This is a genomic window from Clostridia bacterium (assembly GCA_017410375.1).
Classification (GTDB): domain Bacteria; phylum Bacillota; class Clostridia; order RGIG6154; family RGIG6154; genus RGIG6154.
In genome coordinates, this window is record JAFQQW010000066.1 from 1 (window position 1) to 18,195 (window position 18,195).

14 protein-coding genes and 2 pseudogenes are annotated in these 18,195 nt (G+C 45.9%); 10 read left to right on the plus strand and 6 right to left on the minus strand.

The annotated features are described in order from the left end of the window. Positions 1 to 275: 275 nt before the first annotated feature. Positions 276 to 476, minus strand: coding sequence for an Arc family DNA-binding protein (locus tag IJE10_10590; protein ID MBQ2968551.1), 201 nt, complete (start codon positions 474 to 476; stop codon positions 276 to 278). Positions 477 to 856: 380 nt separating this feature from the next. On the opposite strand from IJE10_10590, the gene IJE10_10595 reads away from it, so the two are divergent. The 4 genes from IJE10_10595 (at position 857) to IJE10_10610 (ending at position 5,239) form a co-directional block, all read left to right on the plus strand. Next, entirely contained in the window at positions 857 to 1,456 is a 600-nt protein-coding gene (locus IJE10_10595) for a helix-turn-helix transcriptional regulator (protein MBQ2968552.1), read from the plus strand. 98 nt (positions 1,457 to 1,554) lie between these two features. Beyond that, complete coding sequence (locus IJE10_10600) at positions 1,555 to 2,649, plus strand: galactose ABC transporter substrate-binding protein (GenBank protein MBQ2968553.1); 1,095 nt, start codon at positions 1,555 to 1,557, stop codon at positions 2,647 to 2,649. Positions 2,650 to 2,666: 17 nt separating this feature from the next. Further along, complete coding sequence (locus tag IJE10_10605; GenBank protein MBQ2968554.1) at positions 2,667 to 4,148, plus strand: ATP-binding cassette domain-containing protein; 1,482 nt, start codon at positions 2,667 to 2,669, stop codon at positions 4,146 to 4,148. 20 nt (positions 4,149 to 4,168) lie between these two features. Beyond that, the gene (locus IJE10_10610; protein MBQ2968555.1) at positions 4,169 to 5,239 is read left to right on the plus strand and encodes a beta-methylgalactoside transporter; all 1,071 of its coding nucleotides are present in this window, start codon (positions 4,169 to 4,171) and stop codon (positions 5,237 to 5,239) included. 179 nt (positions 5,240 to 5,418) lie between these two features. Here IJE10_10610 and IJE10_10615 read toward each other — a convergent pair whose 3' ends face one another. From IJE10_10615 to IJE10_10630, 4 genes are read right to left on the minus strand one after another with little or no spacing between them, the layout of a single operon-like run. Continuing rightward, positions 5,419 to 6,228: a metal ABC transporter permease gene (locus tag IJE10_10615; protein ID MBQ2968556.1), complete on the minus strand. Its 810-nt coding sequence runs from the start codon at positions 6,226 to 6,228 to the stop codon at positions 5,419 to 5,421. Continuing rightward, positions 6,225 to 6,929 (minus strand): metal ABC transporter ATP-binding protein, encoded by a 705-nt coding sequence (locus IJE10_10620; GenBank protein ID MBQ2968557.1) that lies wholly within the window; start codon positions 6,927 to 6,929, stop codon positions 6,225 to 6,227. Before IJE10_10620 ends, IJE10_10615 begins: the two co-directional genes overlap by 4 nt. Next, complete coding sequence (locus tag IJE10_10625) at positions 6,930 to 7,817, minus strand: zinc ABC transporter substrate-binding protein (GenBank protein ID MBQ2968558.1); 888 nt, start codon at positions 7,815 to 7,817, stop codon at positions 6,930 to 6,932. Next, on the minus strand, positions 7,814 to 8,209 hold the full coding sequence (locus IJE10_10630; protein ID MBQ2968559.1) for a transcriptional repressor: 396 nt from the start codon (positions 8,207 to 8,209) through the stop codon (positions 7,814 to 7,816). Before IJE10_10630 ends, IJE10_10625 begins: the two co-directional genes overlap by 4 nt. Positions 8,210 to 8,375: 166 nt before the next feature. On the opposite strand from IJE10_10630, the gene IJE10_10635 reads away from it, so the two are divergent. Continuing rightward, positions 8,376 to 9,059 (plus strand): 3'-5' exonuclease, encoded by a 684-nt coding sequence (locus tag IJE10_10635; protein ID MBQ2968560.1) that lies wholly within the window; start codon positions 8,376 to 8,378, stop codon positions 9,057 to 9,059. An 18-nt stretch (positions 9,060 to 9,077) separates the two neighbouring features. Next, a complete protein-coding gene (locus IJE10_10640) occupies positions 9,078 to 12,035 on the plus strand; it encodes a VWA domain-containing protein (protein ID MBQ2968561.1) in 2,958 nt (985 codons plus the stop codon). Between the two features lie 33 nt (positions 12,036 to 12,068). Here the strand turns inward: IJE10_10640 and IJE10_10645 are convergent, their stop codons facing one another. Beyond that, complete coding sequence (locus tag IJE10_10645) at positions 12,069 to 12,875, minus strand: AraC family transcriptional regulator (GenBank protein ID MBQ2968562.1); 807 nt, start codon at positions 12,873 to 12,875, stop codon at positions 12,069 to 12,071. 144 nt (positions 12,876 to 13,019) lie between these two features. On the opposite strand from IJE10_10645, the pseudogene IJE10_10650 reads away from it, so the two are divergent. The 4 genes and pseudogenes from IJE10_10650 (at position 13,020) to IJE10_10665 (ending at position 18,137) form a co-directional block, all read left to right on the plus strand. Continuing rightward, positions 13,020 to 14,381: pseudogene (locus tag IJE10_10650) on the plus strand (alpha-glucosidase/alpha-galactosidase). Positions 14,382 to 14,423: 42 nt separating this feature from the next. Next, positions 14,424 to 15,704, plus strand: a pseudogene (locus tag IJE10_10655) (tagaturonate reductase). Beyond that, a complete protein-coding gene (locus tag IJE10_10660) occupies positions 15,691 to 17,061 on the plus strand; it encodes an altronate dehydratase (GenBank protein MBQ2968563.1) in 1,371 nt (456 codons plus the stop codon). The pseudogene IJE10_10655 and the gene IJE10_10660 overlap by 14 nt, the downstream one beginning before the upstream one ends. Next, complete coding sequence (locus tag IJE10_10665) at positions 17,058 to 18,137, plus strand: amidohydrolase family protein (GenBank protein ID MBQ2968564.1); 1,080 nt, start codon at positions 17,058 to 17,060, stop codon at positions 18,135 to 18,137. Before IJE10_10660 ends, IJE10_10665 begins: the two co-directional genes overlap by 4 nt. The last annotated feature ends 58 nt before the right edge of the window (positions 18,138 to 18,195 follow it).

Sequence of the window (18,195 nt, forward strand, 5' to 3'; positions counted from 1 at the left end):
AATTTATTACAGCCCTTTTTTAGGGAATAGGAAAAAATGTTTGGAATGGACAAACTGAGCCCAAACCGCGTTGCATCGCGGTTTGGGGTTACCAGAAGGCAAAGGTACGTCGAGAGGCGAAGTTTGTTCATAGCAAAAACGCATTTATCAAAAGAAAACACGCAAAATTTTGCGTGTTTTCTTCATTTCGTGTCTTTCTCGTGAGTTTGCACAAACTTTATTCGCCTTTATACTCGCGTTTTTGCGATCCGGACTTTTTTTACATTCCCTTTTTGTTATTTTCTTGCAGGTTTTACGTTCTTATCCGATTGAATGTCACCGGTGATTTCTCCGTTTTCCTGTTCAAATTTCTTTATACTCTCCCGAATCAAGACAAGCACATGGCTGTTAACCGAACGTCCTTCGTAATCCGCCACATACCCGATTTTTTTGAGCATTTCCTCTTCAATCCGGATAGATACACTTTTTATAGCCATACTTTCACCCCAATATAAATATATTATATATTTATATTATGCCCGTTTTGTGTTATAATGTTTAATATAGATATACAATATATCTAAATAATTTGAACGAGGTGATTATATGGCTGAATTTTGCTTGAAATGCTGGAACGAAATAAACGACAAAAAAGACACTGTAAAAGATGTTGTTTTATCCAAGGAACCGGAGTTGTGTGAAGGGTGCGGAGAATTTAAAAAAATCATTGTCAAACCAAAAAAACGTTCTTTTCCTTTTAATTGGTAACATCTAAATCTTAAAAAACAAGAAAACCTTCGCAATATAATTGGTTTTCTTGTTTTATTTTTGATTATTTTTTGAAATTCAGGGCAACCTTATATCGAGGTGAACAAATTTGCAACAGAGGGATTTTTGGGCAGAATTTGAGCAGGCGTTGCAGAGAGGGAACGAAGCCCGCTTTGTACACCGATTACTTTCCAAAGAATCAGGTGAGCGGAAAAGGCGCTTTTTTCTGTTTCAGATGTATGCTGTTGCAAGCCGTGAGCTGTTTTTACTGCGCGGAAAAATCCCGCCAATGCCCGACCGCATTACACAAAAACACCTTTTATCCCTTTGCGGTATCCTACAATCTGCAAAAAAGCGCTCCGCCTCATCCGAAAGTGCGGATTTATGCGAAAAAGCACTGCATTTAATCCGCGTGCAGTACAAGGATGCTGACCTCTCTCTTACCCGTCTGGGCAAAGCGGTAGGTGCAAGTCCCTCGTACTTAAGCCGTAGTATCAAGGCTTACACGGGAAAAAACTACATGACTCTGCTTTCTGAGAAACGGTGTGCGGCGGCAAAAGAATATCTGCGCTACTCATCCATGAAAATCCGCGAAATTGCAGAGCAGGTCGGCTACAGCGACCCCCATTATTTCAGCCATTCGTTTAAGCACGTTACGGGCATCGCCCCGAATGCATACCGTAAAATGTACAAACGGGAAAAATCTTGAATTTTGGCGAAAAAACGCAAAAATTCACAGCAATCCGACAAAAAATCCCATGTTTTTTTGCATTGGATTTTTTTATAATTTTTATAGGAGGAATCCCCATGAAAAAATGTAAAACTGTCCTCTCGTTATTCCTTTGCCTTTTGCTTTGCGTAAATCTTACCGCCTGCATGGGCAACAGTGATGACTTTCACGCCTCGGTGTTTTATTACACCTTCAGCGACACCTATGTCTCGGGCGTGCGCACCGAGCTGGACAAGGCTTTGAAAAATGCAGGCATTGCATACCAGAATTACGATGCGGCAAGCAATCAGACCACCCAGAATGAGCAGATTGACACTGCCATCAGCAAGGGTACCGATTTATTGATTGTAAACATTGTAACCTCCGGCTCAAACGATGCCACCCAAACCATTTTAGACAAGGCAAATGCCGCAAATGTGCCGGTTATTTTCTTCAACCGTGCCATTGAGGATGACAAGTCCGAAGGCATGATTCTTTCCAAGCATGAAAACATTGCCTATGTGGGCACCGATGCCCCCGAGGCAGGACATCTGCAGGGCGAAATGATCGGCAACTATGTAAAAGACCATTTTGAAGAAATGGATTTAAACGGTGACGGAGAAATCAGCTACGCCATGTTCATGGGTCAGCTGGGCAACACCGAAGCCATTTACCGTACGCATTTTGCGGTAGAGGATGCCAACAAAATTTTAACCGATGCCTCTCTTCCTAAGCTCCGCTTTTTCGACCCGTCCAACACCGACAAATATCAGGTGGACCAGGACGGCAACTGGAGTGCCACTGCCGCTAACAATTATATGACCACAAACCTTACCCAGTTTAATGAAGAAAACAACAACATGATTGAACTGGTCATCTGCAACAATGACGGTATGGCAGAGGGGGTAATCTCCGCGCTCAATGACAAGGGCTATAACTTAGGTACAGCCGATTCGGTAACCATCCCGGTGTTTGGGGTGGATGCTACAGATGCGGCAAAGGATTTAATCAAGGCAGGCAAAATGACCGGCACCGTAAAGCAGGATGCCAAAGGCATGGCAGAGGGCATTTTGCACCTTGCAACCAATGTCCGCGATGAAAAAAATCTTATGGACAACACAGAGAAATTTCATATTTCCGAGCAATACGCCAACAAAATGTATATCCCCTACACGGGCTATACCGGCGATTAATCACGAAAGGCAACACTATGATTTTAGAAATGAAACACATGACCAAATCCTTTCCGGGGGTGCAGGCGCTTTGTGACGTTTCGATTGCATTAGGGCGTGGCTCTGTCCACGCCCTGATGGGAGAAAACGGCGCAGGCAAGTCCACCTTAATGAAGTGTCTTTTTGGCATTTACACCCCCGACAAGGGTGAAATTATTTTAGATGGCGTACCCCGTAAATTCAAAAGCCCGTCGGATGCTTTGCAAAGCGGGGTTGCCATGGTACATCAGGAATTGAATCAGGCTTTAAAGCGCACCGTTATGGACAACATGTGGTTGGGACGATATCCCATGCGCGGTCCCTTTGTGGACGAAAAGAAAATGCTTGCCGACACAAGGGCGGTTTTTGAAACTCTTGGGCTTTCCTTAGACCCCCTTGCAGTCATGGGCTCGCTGTCGGTCTCCAAACGGCAGATGGCAGAAATTGCCAAGGCGGTTTCGTATAATGCTAAAGTGATTGTACTGGACGAGCCTACCTCCTCCTTAAACGAGCAGGAGGTTTCAAAGCTTTTCGAAATCATCCGCACCCTGCAGAAAAAGGGTTGCGGAATCCTCTACATTTCCCATAAAATGTCTGAAATTTTAGAGATTTCGGACACGGTAACGGTGCTTCGGGACGGCAGATTTGTCGCCACCAAACCTGCAAAGGAATTAGACCCCGACAGCTTAATCCGCATGATGGTGGGCAGATCCTTATCGGGCAGATTCCCTCAAAAAACAAACACCCCCGGTGAAACGGTGCTGGAGGTGAAAGGGCTTACTGCCCGCAACAACGTTTTAAAGGACGTTTCGTTCTCTGCCCGAAAAGGAGAAATTTTAGGCATTTCGGGCTTGGACGGGAGCGGACGCACAGAGCTTTTGGAGAATCTGTTCGGGCTATCCGAACGCCAAAGCGGAAAAATCTGTTTTCAGCAAAGGGAAATCCGCAACCGCACCCCGCGGGAAGCTATTAAAAACGGCTTTGCGCTGGTGACCGAGGAACGGCGGGCAGGGGGCATTTTCGGGGTGCTGAGCATTCGGGAAAATACCGTGATTTCCAGTCTGAAAAAGCACAAAAAATTCGGACTTTTACAAGAAAAGTCCATGAAGCAGGACACCAAATGGGCAATTGACACCCTAAAAACCAAAACCGCCGGGCAATCGGCAAAAATCCGCACCCTTTCGGGAGGCAATCAGCAAAAGGTGATATTCGGCAGGTGGCTTTTAACCGAGCCTGACATTCTGCTTCTGGACGAGCCTACCCGCGGAATTGACATTGGTGCGAAATACGAAATTTACAAATTAATTATTGAGCTTGCAGAAAAAGGCAAAACCGTTCTTCTGGTTTCGTCCGAGATGCCCGAGCTTTTGGGACTTTCGGATCGGATTTTAGTGCTTTCGGGCGGGAAAACGGCAGGCATTGCCGACACCGAAACAGTCACCCAGGAAGAGCTTTTACGCCTTGCAGGCAAATATGTATAACCAAAAAAGGAGGGATTTTTATGAATTTTTCGGGCGGAATCAAAGAAAAATACCAGAATTTCAGACAAAGCTCCGCCTCTGAAAAGCAAAGATTTATAAAGGAATTTCTAATCGGCAACGCCCTTTACATCCTCTTAGTGCTTGCCATGATTTATACTTACACCCAAAACAGCAATTTTTTAAGTGTAAACTCCATTATGAATATTATCAGCCTTTCGGCGGCAAATTTACCTATTGCGTTGGGCATTGCCGGATGTATTGTGCTCACCGGCACAGACCTTTCGGCAGGACGAGTGGTCGGGCTTACCGCATGTATTTCCGCATCACTCCTGCAGGCGGTGGGATATGGGGCAAAAATGTTTCCGTCCCTTCCGGTCTTACCCATTCCCCTTGTTCTTTTACTGGTGCTGGGCGTTGGGGCGCTGATTGGCTTAATCAACGGCTTTTGTATTGCCAAATTCAAGCTGCACCCCTTTATTGTGACCCTTGCCACCCAACTGATTGTGTACGGTTTGCTTTTGATGTATATCATGTTAAACGGCAACAACGGTCAGCCTCTTTCGGGGCTGGACAGCGGATTTAAGCTGTTTGTTACCGGAAGCCTTTTGCGCATCGGCGGTGTGGCTGTGCCGAATTATGTGTGGTTCGGGCTGATTACCGTTTTGTTTATGTGGGTGGTCTGGAACAAAACGGCTTTCGGCAAAAACATGTTTGCAGTCGGCTCTAACGCAGAGGCGGCGGCAGTATCGGGGGTCAATGTAACCAAAACCATTATTCTGGTGCATGTTCTGGCAGGCGCCCTTTACGGCGTAACCGGCTTTATTGAATCCGCACGTATCGGCTCCAACACAGCTGCGACGGGGCTGAACTACGAGGCAGATGCCATCGCTGCCTGCGTCATCGGCGGTGTGTCGTTTGTGGGCGGTACGGGTAAAATCAGCGGTGTCATTATCGGTGTGTTTTTACTGCGTATCATCTTTGTTGCGTTGAATTTTCTTGCCATTGATGCCAATTTACAGTACATCATCAAGGGTCTGATTATCCTGATTGCCTGCGCCATCGACATGCGGAAATATCTGGTGCGCAAGTAAGGAGGAATGTATAAAAATGTTCGGGAAATTAAAGCGCGGTATGTACAAAGCGACAGACAAACCGATTCTGATTTTAGACCGCATTATTCTGGGCATGATTGCCTTAACGGTTTTTCTCGTTATTCTGTTTACCCATAGTAATCTATTTTAAAAGGTGTGTGCTAAACAGCACACACCTTTTACTTTCTTTTTAGCAATTTGCCTGCAACAAAACACAAGGCAAACATCAAAATATTGACTGCAACCACCGTTGCGCCTGTGGGGGTATCGTACCAGAAAGACACGGCAAGCCCGATTACAAAGCTCAAACACGCCACAACTGCCGAAAGCCACACAACGCCTTTAAACGTACGGCAAATCCGCATGGCAGAGAGTGACGGAAAGATGATTAAGCTTGAAATTAAGAGCGAGCCCATCATTTTCATGCCCAGCACAATGGTAATTGCCGTAAGGGATGCGATGATGCCGTTATAGAGCGAGGCTTTTAAGCCGACTGCTCTGGCAAAGGTTTCGTCAAAGGTAACCGCAAAGATTTTATGATAAAAAATCACGAACAGAATCAACACGGGCAGAGAAAGGGAAACCGACAGCCACACATCCCCCGTTTCCATGGCAAGGATACTGCCGAACAGAAAATTATTGAGGTCGGTGTTCATGCCTTTGGTGAGCGACACGATGATAACGCCCAGCGCCAGAGAGCCTGAGGAAATCATGGCGATTGCCGCATCCCCTTTAATGGCACTGCTTTCGCTGAGGCGAAGCAGGAAAAACGCCGCTAAGATAACCACCGGCAATGCCACCGACAGAGGCGCTACATTCATAGCTGTAGCAATTGCCAAAGCACCAAACCCTACATGGGAAAGTCCGTCGCCAATCATGGAATACCGCTTTAACACAAGACTTACACCTAAAAGTGCGGCACAAAGGGAGACCAACAAGCCCACCAACAGCGCCCGTTGCATAAACGCATACTGCAGCATTTCGGTCATACCCTGTCACCCCCTTTTAAGGATTGAAACGCATCGGATTGCAGATATTCTTCGGTTTTGCCGAAAAACACACCCTGCTCTGCAAGATGCAACACGCAAGATGCCCGCTCTATGGCGTGACGGATGTCATGCGACACCATAATAACGGTGGTTCCCTTTTGATTAATCTCGGAAATCAGGCGGTACATATCCTCGCTTGCCAAGGGGTCAAGCCCCGTCACCGGCTCGTCTAAAAGCAACATATCCTTTGCGGCACAAAGGGCACGGGCAAGCAGAACTCTTTGTTGCTGACCGCCCGACAAATTGCGGTAACTTTCCTTATACAAATTGGCTATGCCGAGGCTTTCGAGTGCCGACAGGGCATGGGTTTTGTGATGCTTAGTGTAAAAAGGAAACAAGCCTGCATGATTTAAGCATCCGGTTAAAACCACCTCTAAAACGCTTGCCGGGAAATCCTTTTGGGTTTCGGTTTGCTGCGGCAGGTAGCCGATACGGGAATTTTTCTTTGTGTCTTTGTCCAGAATGATATTGCCCGAGGCAGGCTTTTTTAAGCCTAATAATGCTTTAATCAAAGTACTTTTACCTGACCCGTTTTCCCCGATAACACAAAGATAATCCCCTTTTTCCAGAGAAAAACTAAGGTCTGTCAGCACATTTTTACCCTCATAGGCAAGGGTTATATTTTCAACCTTTAACTGCACTTACCGTGCCTCCTTTAAATGCTCTAAATTTTGTTCCATTAACGAAAAATAGCTTGCTCCGTTTTGAAAATCCTCCACCGAAACGTTGTGGCAGGAATGAAGCATCAGGGCTTTTGCACCCGTTGTCTCGCAAAGGATATCTGCCACCTCACGGTTGGAAAATTCGGTGTAATACACTACAGGAATTTTATTTTGCTTGACATAGTCAATCAACTCCGCCACCGTTGCGGCACTCGGCTCGGATTCCCCTGCACAGCCCGGAAACGCCGCCCGGTAGGAAAGTCCGTAGCGCTCTGCCAGATACAGGAACGGAAAACGGTCTGCCATGACAATTTCGGTATCGGTATTTAACAGCGCATCGGCATAGGCTTCATTAAGCTTTTGCAAACGCGCAAGGCAGTCTTTTGTATTTTTTTCATAAGTTCCGCGGTTTTCGGGGTCTGCTTTACAAACCGCCTCCCCGATTGCCTTTGCAATTTCCATGGCATTAACCGGGTCAGTCCACACATGCTCGTCCGCGCCGTGGTCATGGCCTTCATGGTCCCCCTCTAAGTGCGGAACACAGTCTGTCATGGCAACCCTTTGCATCGTCCCGTCTGTAGAGGACAGCACCTCTTCCACCCAATGCTCCGACGCACCGCCACCGTAAATAAACACATCGCAATCCTGTATTTTTAACATATCCTTCGGGGTCGGCTCATAGCCATGTGCCTCGGCACCAAGGGGTAAAAGCATGGTCACTTCCCCAAAATCCCCCACAATTTCCTTTGCAAAGGAATAGCCCGGAAAGGACACCGCAACCACCGAAAGTCCCTCTTGCGTTTCGGTCTCACCGCAACCGCAAAGGCAAAAAATCGCAAGAAAAAGCACACTTAGCATCCGCTTCATGCCTGCACCCCCTTACACTTGTCGCAACAGCCGTAAAATACCGTTTTAAAGGGGTCAATCAAAAAATGATGCGCTTCATTGAAATGGCGGTATACCTGCTCTAAATCTCTGCATTGAAAACGCACCAGCTCTCCGCACTTTTCGCATTGCAGAACAAATTTTTCGGTTTGGTTTACAAGCTTGTAGCAGGCACTGCCTCTGCCCTCAATACTGTATTTGCGTAAAATACCTTTCTGTGTCAGCTTTTCCAAATGCCGATACACCGTGGTGGTGCTTACTGCCAGCCTCTGCCCCTTAAAGTACGCAGAAATCTCTGCAGCGGTCACATACTGGCTTTCTCTGCCCTCTATATAATGCAATATGGCTTCGCTTTGTCTGGTTTTATAATCCATGTGTAAACAAATCCTCCAATTTGAAAATCGTTTTCATTTTACCACACATTTCTTTGCTTGTCAACCAATTTGAAAACGATTTTCAAATTAGCGCACAGATTATTTCCCTTGCATTCGGCAAGGTTTTGTGGTAAAATAAAACAAAAAAGGATTTTTAGTACTGTTTATGAAAACACTTTTTGAAAAGTATGATTCCATTGTTTTTTTAGACACCGAGACCACGGGGCTGCAGTTTGAAAAGGATCAGATTATTGAACTGGCGGCAATTCTTTGCGTGCAGACCGAGGGTGGCATTAAAATCATTAAAGAGATGGACGACCTGATTCGTCTGCCCGAGGGACAGCTTCTGCCCCCCGAAATTGTAAAGCTGACTCACATCACCGACGAAATGCTTCATAATGAGGGCGTAAGCTTACAGGAAAGTGCAGAAAAATTTTCGTCTTTTCTGCAAAACGGCAAAACGTTGCTTTGTGCCTACAACGCGCAGTTTGATTTAAACTATCTGTTCTACTTTCTGCACCGGGAAAATCTTTCCTGCTGTTTAAAGGGTGTGGAGATGTTAGATGCGCTGACCGTTTACAAGGACCGTCACGAATATCCGCACAAGCTGGAAAATGCCATTGAGGTTTATAACCTTGGAGACGAAGTGGTGAACAGCCACCGTGCCATTGACGATACAAAGGCCCTTTTAAAGGTTATGCTTGCCATGAGCAGAGAACAAGCTGACCTTGACCGCTACATCAATCTGTTCGGCTATAATCCAAAGTATGGGGTGAGCGGTAAAAAAATAGGGTCTGTGACCTATGCACCGCAACCCTACAGACATATTAAAAAACTGTATGAATCCTAAAAATACGGAGGCGAATTTATGAACTGTAAAAAATGCAATACATATCTGCCCGATGATGCAGAAATCTGTACCAACTGCGGTACACCTACAGAAAATGCGGAAAAGGATGTCGAAGCCGTTGTGCCGTTAGATCCCGATGAGCTTCCTTCCGCCTTTGACGACATGATTGACGACGCTTATGAAGCGGCAACCACCGAATCGGAATATGAGGTCAACACCCCTTTGACAGAGGTGTATCAGGGCACGCCCGTATCGGAAATTCCCCGCAGTGAGCGTAAAAAAGTCAAATCTGCTGTACAGAAGCCCGAAACCGGAAAAAAGAGCAAGAAAAAAGGTCTGATTATCGGACTTTGCATTTTACTGGCGGTAATTCTGGCACTCGGCACGGTTGTGGCTTTAAGCTATTTTAAGGTTTTGGATGTGCCTTATCTGACTGACCTATTCCACGGCGAAGCTGAAAAGACGGAAGAAGCAACAGCAGAGGAAGCAAAAAAACCGACTGTTGCCAAAAATGCTTATGAACTGCTTGAACTGACCGACTTTCGCACAGAGCCTGCAGATATTCCGGCAGGCGAAAATGTGGATGCGCTATTTACGGTACACGTTTCCAATCCGGGAAATGCAAACCTTGACACCCTTGCTGTTTTCAGCGGCGAAATGCAGTTCTGCTTCTTAAACGATAAGGGCGAAGAGGGCGACGCGGTGGCAGGAGACAACATCTATTCCGCTTCTTTAACTTTAACCTCCGGCATTCCGCAGGTTTCCGCGTTCCACGCACAGGTAGAAAACGTAAAAAGTCTTCCCTTTGAAGTATCCTTTAACCGCACCCTTTCGGATGACGATTTCAGCCGTTTTGAGGCTTTGCAGGCGACCGTTTCGGCATACACAAGCTATTCCGGCGTAAAAGCACTTATTGAAAGCTCGGACGAAATTGAAAGCTATACTGCAAATGATGAAGCGGGCATCATCACTTATAAAACCAAATACGGCATCACCTGCACATGGCAGGTCTTTGCGGATGGCAATTTAGGCACAGGCAGTCTTGCCGTACCCGTTGAAAACGGTGTGGACTACGAAACCGCCGCCAAAAACATTGCGGACATTGTGCAAAATCCCGCCCACGCAAAAACCGATGTGGCTGTGCTTCGTCCCTATGAGGACAGCGCTTTTAATCAGCCCGACTTTAAAGAAGCAGGCGAACTGCTTGCAAAGGGCACGGGCGGTAAAGCCGAACACATTTTAAACAAAGCGGTATCGGTTGAATTCATGAAAAAGCTTGACCGTTACGGCGTGCTTCTTTTAAACACCCACGGCTTTTTACTGCACGGCACTACCCCGCACATGGTACTGGGTGAAGGTACCGAGAATCTTAAAAATTATGCAGACGACCTGCAGGCAGAGCGTATTACCGTAACCAACGGACGGTTAACGGTTGGTCCGTCCTTCTTTAAAAAGTATTATAAGGATGGCGATTTGCAGGATTCCTTATGGTATTTGGGTATGTGTAACGGTGGTTTTGATGCCGCTCTTTGCAACACCTTACTGGATAAGGGTGCAGAAACTGTACTGGCATTTAACGGAGATGTACCCGTTGAAGCCTGCAACAATGTTTTGTTTGAGTGTCTGGTTAATTCGGCATTGCTTTCGGGCAATACCGTTAAAGAAAGTCTTGCCGAAACAAAACGCATTTATGAAAACACAAATGCTGAGCTTTACGGCAACCCTGCATTTGTGTTCAATGCAAAGCCTGCCTCCTCTGCGGAAAAGGAAATCTGTTTGGTGCTGGACGCTTCTGCCAGCATGGAGGGTGCACCCATGGAGGAAACCCAGAATGCGGCGGCTGCCTTTGCAGAAACCGTTCTGGAAGAAGATGCCTGCATCAGCATCATTACCTATGATACAAAGTCTGCCATCATTTCAGATTTTTCGGATGATGCAGATATTCTCCGCTCCAGAGTGAAAAGCATTAAACCAAGGGGCGACACAAACTTAGGCGCCGGCTTGAAAAATGCTTACAAGCAGCTTAAAGACAGCAAAACCAAAAACAAGATTGTGGTGCTGATGAGCGACGGACTGATTAACGAAGGTATGTCCGAAGCAGAGGTTTTGAAGTATGCTGAAAACATGAAAAAGCAGGGCTTTACCCTTTACACCCTCGGCTTCTTCCAGAATCTTGGGGAAGAAAAAGCAACTGCACAGGCACTTTTGGAGGGCATTGCCAGCGAGAGCTGTCATTATGAAGTCCAAAAGGCAAGTGACCTCGTATACTTCTTCGGGGATATGGCTGACCAGATTAACGGTGTCCGCTTTACCTATGTACGCATAGACGCGCCGGTAACCGTTACGGTAACGCACGGAGGTGAAACCCTCTGCTCCAATCCTGAAAAGGAAAATACCCGCACAAGCTTTGGTGTGCTTTCGTATGAAGAAACCAAAGACGGCAAGCATCAGGCAAAGGTATTGCGCTTAAAGGAAAAGGATGACAAGGCCTATATTCTGGAAATGGAAGGGTCTGACAACGGCTCGTTGCATTACGTTATAAGCTTTACAGACAACAACGGTGAATATACCGATAAACGTGAGTTTGTAAACATTCCCGTGACCTATGAAACCAAAATCCGTACCGAGACCAATAAAAACGGTAAAACCGTTCTTGAACTGGACAAAAACGGTGACGGCAAAACAGATGCCACCTATGAAGCTGGCAAAAACGCCATCGGCAGAGAGGTTGACCATTCTGTTATCTTCTTGATTATAGGCGGTGTGCTGATTCTCCTCGTGGTGCTCGCGATTCTGTTTGCCATTCTGTCTGCCAGAAAAAAGAAAAAACGCAGAAAAGCTTTAATCGCAAGCATGTACGCAGACGAAAACAACTATCCGCTGGAGGAAACCAGAACCTGCCCGGTTTGCGGAGCAATTCTAACCTCGGATACCTTCTGTGCATATTGCGGAAACAAAATCAGTAATCAGGAATAAACCAAGGACTGCAACGCTTTCGTTGCAGTCCTTTTACATATTCTGTAGTTTTTTTTGCAGTTCCTTGGGTGAGAGACCGTAGACCTCCTTGAACTTAACCGAAAAATAATTGCTGTCGGCAAACCCGCATCGGGATGCCAGATCAATAATCTGGATTTTCGGGAGCTGCCGAAGCATCATGTCTGCCTTTTGCAGACGTAAAAGGTTTACATATTTGTTAAAGCCAAAGCCCGTTTCCTTTTTAAACATACGCGAAAAATGCTCGGGGCTTACCGAACACATTTTTGCCACCTGCCCCAGCGATACGTCCGAAGTGAAATTTTCCTGCACATAGTCTATGGCATGCTCTACATACGCATTGCCGCCGCCCTCGGTTTTGCAATCATTTTTGTTGCGGGCAAGCAGAAAAAACAGCTCCTGGGTATAACAGCATAAAATCTCCTCCGAAAATCTGTCCGGGTTGGTAAACTCCTTTTCGATTTGCCGGAACAGGCTGTTCAACCGGGCAACGATCGCAGGGTTTCTGTATAAATACATCATGGACGGAAGCGACTGCCGTACCGAAGCAGGGATATAATGCATGGGGCAGTTAATCAGCATCCGCGAATGCATAGATTCGCCATAGCGGGTCATGTGCATTACACCCTCGGGGATTAAGATAACGTCCCCCTCACGCATACGGTAAGACTTGTTATTGATAAAATAAGTACAGCTTCCCTCTGTGATAAAATACACCTCAAAATGATTGTGATAATGCAAGTGATTTCGCTTTCCACTGTTGTGGGGGTTGGCATTTATATCATGACTGAAAAAGAACTTTTCCTCAATGGGTATCAGCATTTTTATCCCCTCCTGTCCCAATCATAGCATAACACATCAAAAAAATCAAGAAATTTGCGAAAATAAGCAAAAAATTTAAGGAAATCCCGATTTATTTGATGTATAATTAAATTAATCATTACTATTATAAAGGAGATTCTTATTATGAAGTATGTAGAAAAACGCGTAGAAGACATTAAGATTGCTTACATCGGCGGTGGCTCGAGAGGTTGGGCGTGGGGTTTAATGAGTGACCTTGCAGAAGCGACCGATATCAGCGGTCATGTAGACTTATATGACATTGATTTTGATGCGGCAAAAGCAAACGAAATCATCGGTAACAAATACAACGATGCAGAAGGCGCAAACTCCAAGTGGAGCTACAAAGCCACAAAAACCATTGATGAAGCATTAACCGACGCAAACTTTGTTGTCATCTCCATCATGCCCGGTACCTTTGACGAAATGGCTTCCGACGTACATACCCCTGAAAAATACAACATCTGGCAGCCTGTTGGCGACACAGTAGGCCCCGGCGGTATTGTGCGCGCAATGCGTTGCCTGCCTATGATTGAATACATCGGCGAAAAAATCAAGGAAAACTGCCCTGAGGCATGGGTTATCAACTACACAAACCCCATGACCCTTTGCATAAAGACCCTTTATCGCGTATTCCCTGAAATCAAGGCATTTGGTTGCTGCCACGAAGTATTCGGCACCCAGAGTCTGCTTGCCCAGATGGTGCAGGAAATGCTGGGTATTGAAAAGGTGGAAAGAGATGAAATCAAGGTAAACCCCGTTGCGGTAAACCATTATACCTGGCTGACCAAGGCAAGCTACAAAAATGTGGATTTGTTCCCGCTTTACAAAAAATTCTGTGAAAAATATGCAGACATCGGTTACCATCCCAGTGATGAGCCGGTAGACAAGAACTGGATGAACAGCGTATTCGGCAACGGTGAAATGGTTAAGATGGACTTGTTCCGCCGTTATGGCTACATTGCCGCTGCCGGGGACCGTCATTTGGCTGAATTCTGCGAAGGCAAGTGGTATTTGGAAAGCCCCGAGCGCGTCAAAGAAATGCACTTCCAGCTGACCACCGTAGACTTCAGAAGAAATCAATTGCAGGAAAGATTAGACAAGAGTAATCGCTTAGTCAGCGGTGAAGAACCTGTAACGCTTCGTCAGACCGGTGAAGAGGGCGTGCATCAGATTCGTTCCCTCTTAGGTCTTTGCGAGCTGGTTACCAACGTAAATATCCCGAACAAGGGACAGATTCCGAACCTGCCCATCGGTGCAATTGTGGAAACCAATGCGGTATTCCGCGCAAACTCGTTAGAGCCGGTGTTCGCAGGGGAGATTCCGAAGGAAATTTACACCCTTGTTACCCGTATCTGCGGCGGTCAGGAAGCATTAAACGAAGCCATTGCAGAACGTGATTTGGATAAAATCTTTGCGGTATTTGCAAACGATCCGCTGGTAACCTGCAGCTATGCTGATGCAAAGAAGCTGTTTAAAGAAATGGTACTGAATACAAAGAAATATCTTGCAGACTATGACCTGTCTGCTCTGGAGGCGTAAATCATGGAAAAAGTAATACAATTCGGCGAGGGCGGTTTTTTACGCGGCTTTGTGGACTGGATGTTCCAAATAATAAACGAAAAAACCAATTCTGATATAGAGGTTGTGGTTGTACAGCCTATTCAAAACGGCATGTGCGACCTGCTTTCGGCACAGGACTGCAACTACACCCACATCTGCCGTGGTGCAGAGGGGGTAGACATCAAAAAAATTGATGTGATTTCCCGTTGCGTAAAGCCCTATGACGATTTTGAAGGCTATTTAAAGCTTGCGGAAAACAAGGATTTTAAATTTGTGGTTTCCAACACCACCGAAGCAGGTATTGTGTTTAATGCAAATGACAAAATCACCGACACCCCTGCAAACAGCTTTCCCGGAAAATTAACCCAGCTTTTGAAGAAGCGTTTTGACTTAGGGTTAGAGGGCTTTATTTTCCTGCCCTGCGAGCTGATTGACAACAACGGCGATAACTTAAAGAAATGCGTTCTGCAATATGCGGATTTGTGGAAATTAGGTGACAGCTTTAAAGCATGGATTGAAAAGGACAATGTATTCTGCAACACATTGGTAGACCGCATCAATACAGGCTTCCCCAAGGATGAAGAAATTGCTCCCGAATTACAGAATGACAAGCTTTTAAACACCTCTGAATACTTCCATTTGTGGGTAATCGAGGGCAAAAACGATTTAAACGATTTGCTTCCCTTTGACAAGTGCGGATTAAATGTCATTTTAACCGACAACCAGCAAATGTACAAAACCCGAAAGGTGCGTATTTTAAACGGCGCGCACACCTCTATGGTACCCTATGCCCTGCTTTCGGGCTTGGATACCGTAAAATCCTGCATGGAGGACGAAACCATGTCGGCACACCTGAAAAAATGTGTGTTTGACGAAATCATTCCCACGCTGGATTTGCCGAAAGAAGAGCTTTTAGACTATGCGGAAAATGTGCTGACGCGCTTTGACAATCCTTACATCAAGCACTACCTTTCCTCCATTGCATTAAACTCTGTGAGCAAATTCAAGGTGCGTGTGCTTCCGTCCCTCTTAGAATACATCAAACGCTTTAACAAAATGCCCGAGGCTTTGCTTTTAGCCTTCGGCAAGCTGATTGAATTTTATAAAAAAGGCACCCCAAATGACGACGAAGCGGTTATGGCATTTATGAAAGAGGCTTCTGTGCCTGAAATTCTTGCAAAGAAAGAATACTGGGGCGAGGATTTAAGCTATCTTACCAACGAGGTTTCAAAATATGTTAATTCATAAACTGGACAATGTGGAAGTCAACATTAAAGACGGCCACAAATATGCAATAAAGCCTATCAAAAAAGGCGAAAATGTCATCAAATACGGGCAACCCATCGGGCATGCCCTTTCTGACATTTCTGTGGGAGAACATGTACACACCCACAACGTTAAAACCAATCTTTCGGGCAAAATCGAGTATACCTACACCCCCGAATTTACCCCCATGGAAAAGCCGGATTTCCCCGAAACCTTTATGGGCTATGTGCGGGAAAACGGTGAGATTGGCATCCGCAACGACATCTGGATTGTCAACACGGTAGGCTGTGTGAACAAAACGGCAGAAAAACTTGCCAAGCTTACAGGTGCAAAAGCTTTCCTACACCCCTTTGGCTGTTCGCAGCTTGGGGATGACCAGGCAGTTACCCAAAAGGTTTTAAAGGGTTTGGTGAATCACCCCAATGCCGGTGGTGTACTGGTTTTGGGCTTGGGCTGTGAAAACAACAATTTGGATGTTTTTAAGGCGGTTTTAGGCTCCTGGAATGACAAGCGTGTAAAATTCTTAAACGCCCAGGACGAGGAAGATGAAATCGAAGCAGGCGTTAAGCTGATTGACGAATTAAAAGCGTATGCCTCCACCTTTGAAAGACAACCCGTGCCCGTTTCAAAGCTGAAAGTCGGCTTAAAATGCGGCGGCAGCGACGGTTTTTCGGGCATTACTGCAAATCCGCTGGTGGGCAGATTCTGCGATGCCCTTTGCGCCCTTGGCGGCAGTGCGGTTTTAACCGAAGTGCCCGAGATGTTTGGTGCAGAGCATCTTTTAATGAACCGTTGCGTGGGCGAAACGGTTTTCCAAAAAACTGTTGACCTGATTAACCGCTTTAAGGATTATTTCACCTCCCACAATCAGGTGGTTTACGAAAATCCGTCCCCCGGTAACAAAAAGGGCGGTATCACCACTTTAGAAGAAAAGTCCTTAGGTTGTATTCAAAAGGGTGGGTTAAGCCCCGTGGTGGACGTTTTGGATTACGGCGACAGCTTAACCAAAAACGGCTTATCTCTTTTAAACGGACCCGGAAACGACATGGTGGCAGTCACAAACCTTACCGCCTGCGGTGCACACATCATTTTGTTTACCACCGGCCGCGGAACACCGCTTGGTGCGCCCGTGCCCACCGTAAAAATCGCAACCAACAGCGTCTTAGCAACTAAAAAAGCCAACTGGATTGATTTTGATGCAAGTGCAATGCTTGACGGCAACGACCCCACGGCAGATTTGTTTAACTATGTGCTGTCTGTGGCATCGGGCGAGCAGACCAAAAACGAAATAAACGGCTATGAAGAAATTTCCATTTTCAAGGACGGTGTAACCTTATGACAAAAACCAATCCCGAAATCAACGGCTACCGCTTAACTCCCATATGGGACGGGCATATGCATCCCCACGATCCCGTGCCGATAGAGGATACCATCCGTATTTTCAAAGATGCCATGGCGCATTTCAACTATGATAAAATTGTCATCAATGCCCTGCCCTCACACGGCTATGCAGATTCGTTCAAGGCACTTTATATTAAAACACAAATCCCGAATGTGTATGCCAATGCAGGTCTTTCCCATTACTATGATAAGCGGGACAAGGCAAGTGCGTTTCTGGCGCAGGCAGAAATTTTTTATGCCATGGGCTGTGACGGCTTTAAAATGTTAGAGGGCAAGCCCGATGACCGCAAAAGAATCGGCATCCGCGTAGATGACCCCATTTATGACAAATTTTACGGATTTATCGAAGAAAAAGGACTTCCCTGTCTGATGCATGTGGGCGACCCCTTTGAATTCTGGGACATTGACCTTATCCCCAAATGGGCTTTGGAACGGGGCTGGCTATATGACAAAAGCTATCCCTCGTTGGAAGACCTGCGGAAAGAGGTAGCCAATGTTTTGAAAAAGCACCCGAACCTGCATCTGATTCTGGCACACTTTTATTTCATGTCCCACGACTACAATCTGGCAGTAGAATTCATGGAAAAATATCCGAATGTGTGCATTGATTTAACTCCCGGCAAGGAAATGTATGTAAATTTTGAAAAGGATTTACCGCTCTGGCGTGGCTTTTTTGAAAAGTATGCGGACCGTATTCTTTACGGGTCTGACCGCTACAACTGGGACATCCCCAAAGAAGAGCTGGAGAGCACCCGTTCTCATGCCGTAAACTTAGTTCGCTCCTTCTTAGAAAAAGAAGAATTCCACTGTACGTGGACGAACACTTTCATGCACGGCTTTGGCTTTAAGGGTGAAATTTTAGACAAAATTTACTATAAAAATGCCGAGCGGTTATACGGCAAAGCACCGCGCAAAGTAGATTTCGAGCTTTTGAAGGCGGGCTTGAAAAACTGCCTTGAAAAGGATGAATTGTCCGAGCTGGACAAACAAAATATCAAAAATATACTTGCTTAATTTGTATCATCATAAGTTAAAAAGTGCTATTTATATTTGTTGACTGCCACATGCTGTA

Bases quoted from the DNA above. Each gene is read 5' to 3' on its own strand.
- IJE10_10630 (MBQ2968559.1), bottom strand. From the start codon at position 8,209: ATGGATTATAAAACCAGACAAAGCGAAGCCATATTGCATTATATAGAG.
- IJE10_10625 (MBQ2968558.1), bottom strand. From the start codon at position 7,817: ATGAAGCGGATGCTAAGTGTGCTTTTTCTTGCGATTTTTTGCCTTTGC.
- IJE10_10640 (MBQ2968561.1), top strand. From the start codon at position 9,078: ATGAACTGTAAAAAATGCAATACATATCTGCCCGATGATGCAGAAATC.
- IJE10_10605 (MBQ2968554.1), top strand. From the start codon at position 2,667: ATGATTTTAGAAATGAAACACATGACCAAATCCTTTCCGGGGGTGCAG.
- IJE10_10660 (MBQ2968563.1), top strand. From the start codon at position 15,691: ATGTTAATTCATAAACTGGACAATGTGGAAGTCAACATTAAAGACGGC.
- IJE10_10590 (MBQ2968551.1), bottom strand. From the start codon at position 476: ATGGCTATAAAAAGTGTATCTATCCGGATTGAAGAGGAAATGCTCAAA.
- IJE10_10610 (MBQ2968555.1), top strand. From the start codon at position 4,169: ATGAATTTTTCGGGCGGAATCAAAGAAAAATACCAGAATTTCAGACAA.
- IJE10_10615 (MBQ2968556.1), bottom strand. From the start codon at position 6,228: ATGACCGAAATGCTGCAGTATGCGTTTATGCAACGGGCGCTGTTGGTG.
- IJE10_10665 (MBQ2968564.1), top strand. From the start codon at position 17,058: ATGACAAAAACCAATCCCGAAATCAACGGCTACCGCTTAACTCCCATA.
- IJE10_10645 (MBQ2968562.1), bottom strand. From the start codon at position 12,875: ATGCTGATACCCATTGAGGAAAAGTTCTTTTTCAGTCATGATATAAAT.
- IJE10_10635 (MBQ2968560.1), top strand. From the start codon at position 8,376: ATGAAAACACTTTTTGAAAAGTATGATTCCATTGTTTTTTTAGACACC.
- IJE10_10600 (MBQ2968553.1), top strand. From the start codon at position 1,555: ATGAAAAAATGTAAAACTGTCCTCTCGTTATTCCTTTGCCTTTTGCTT.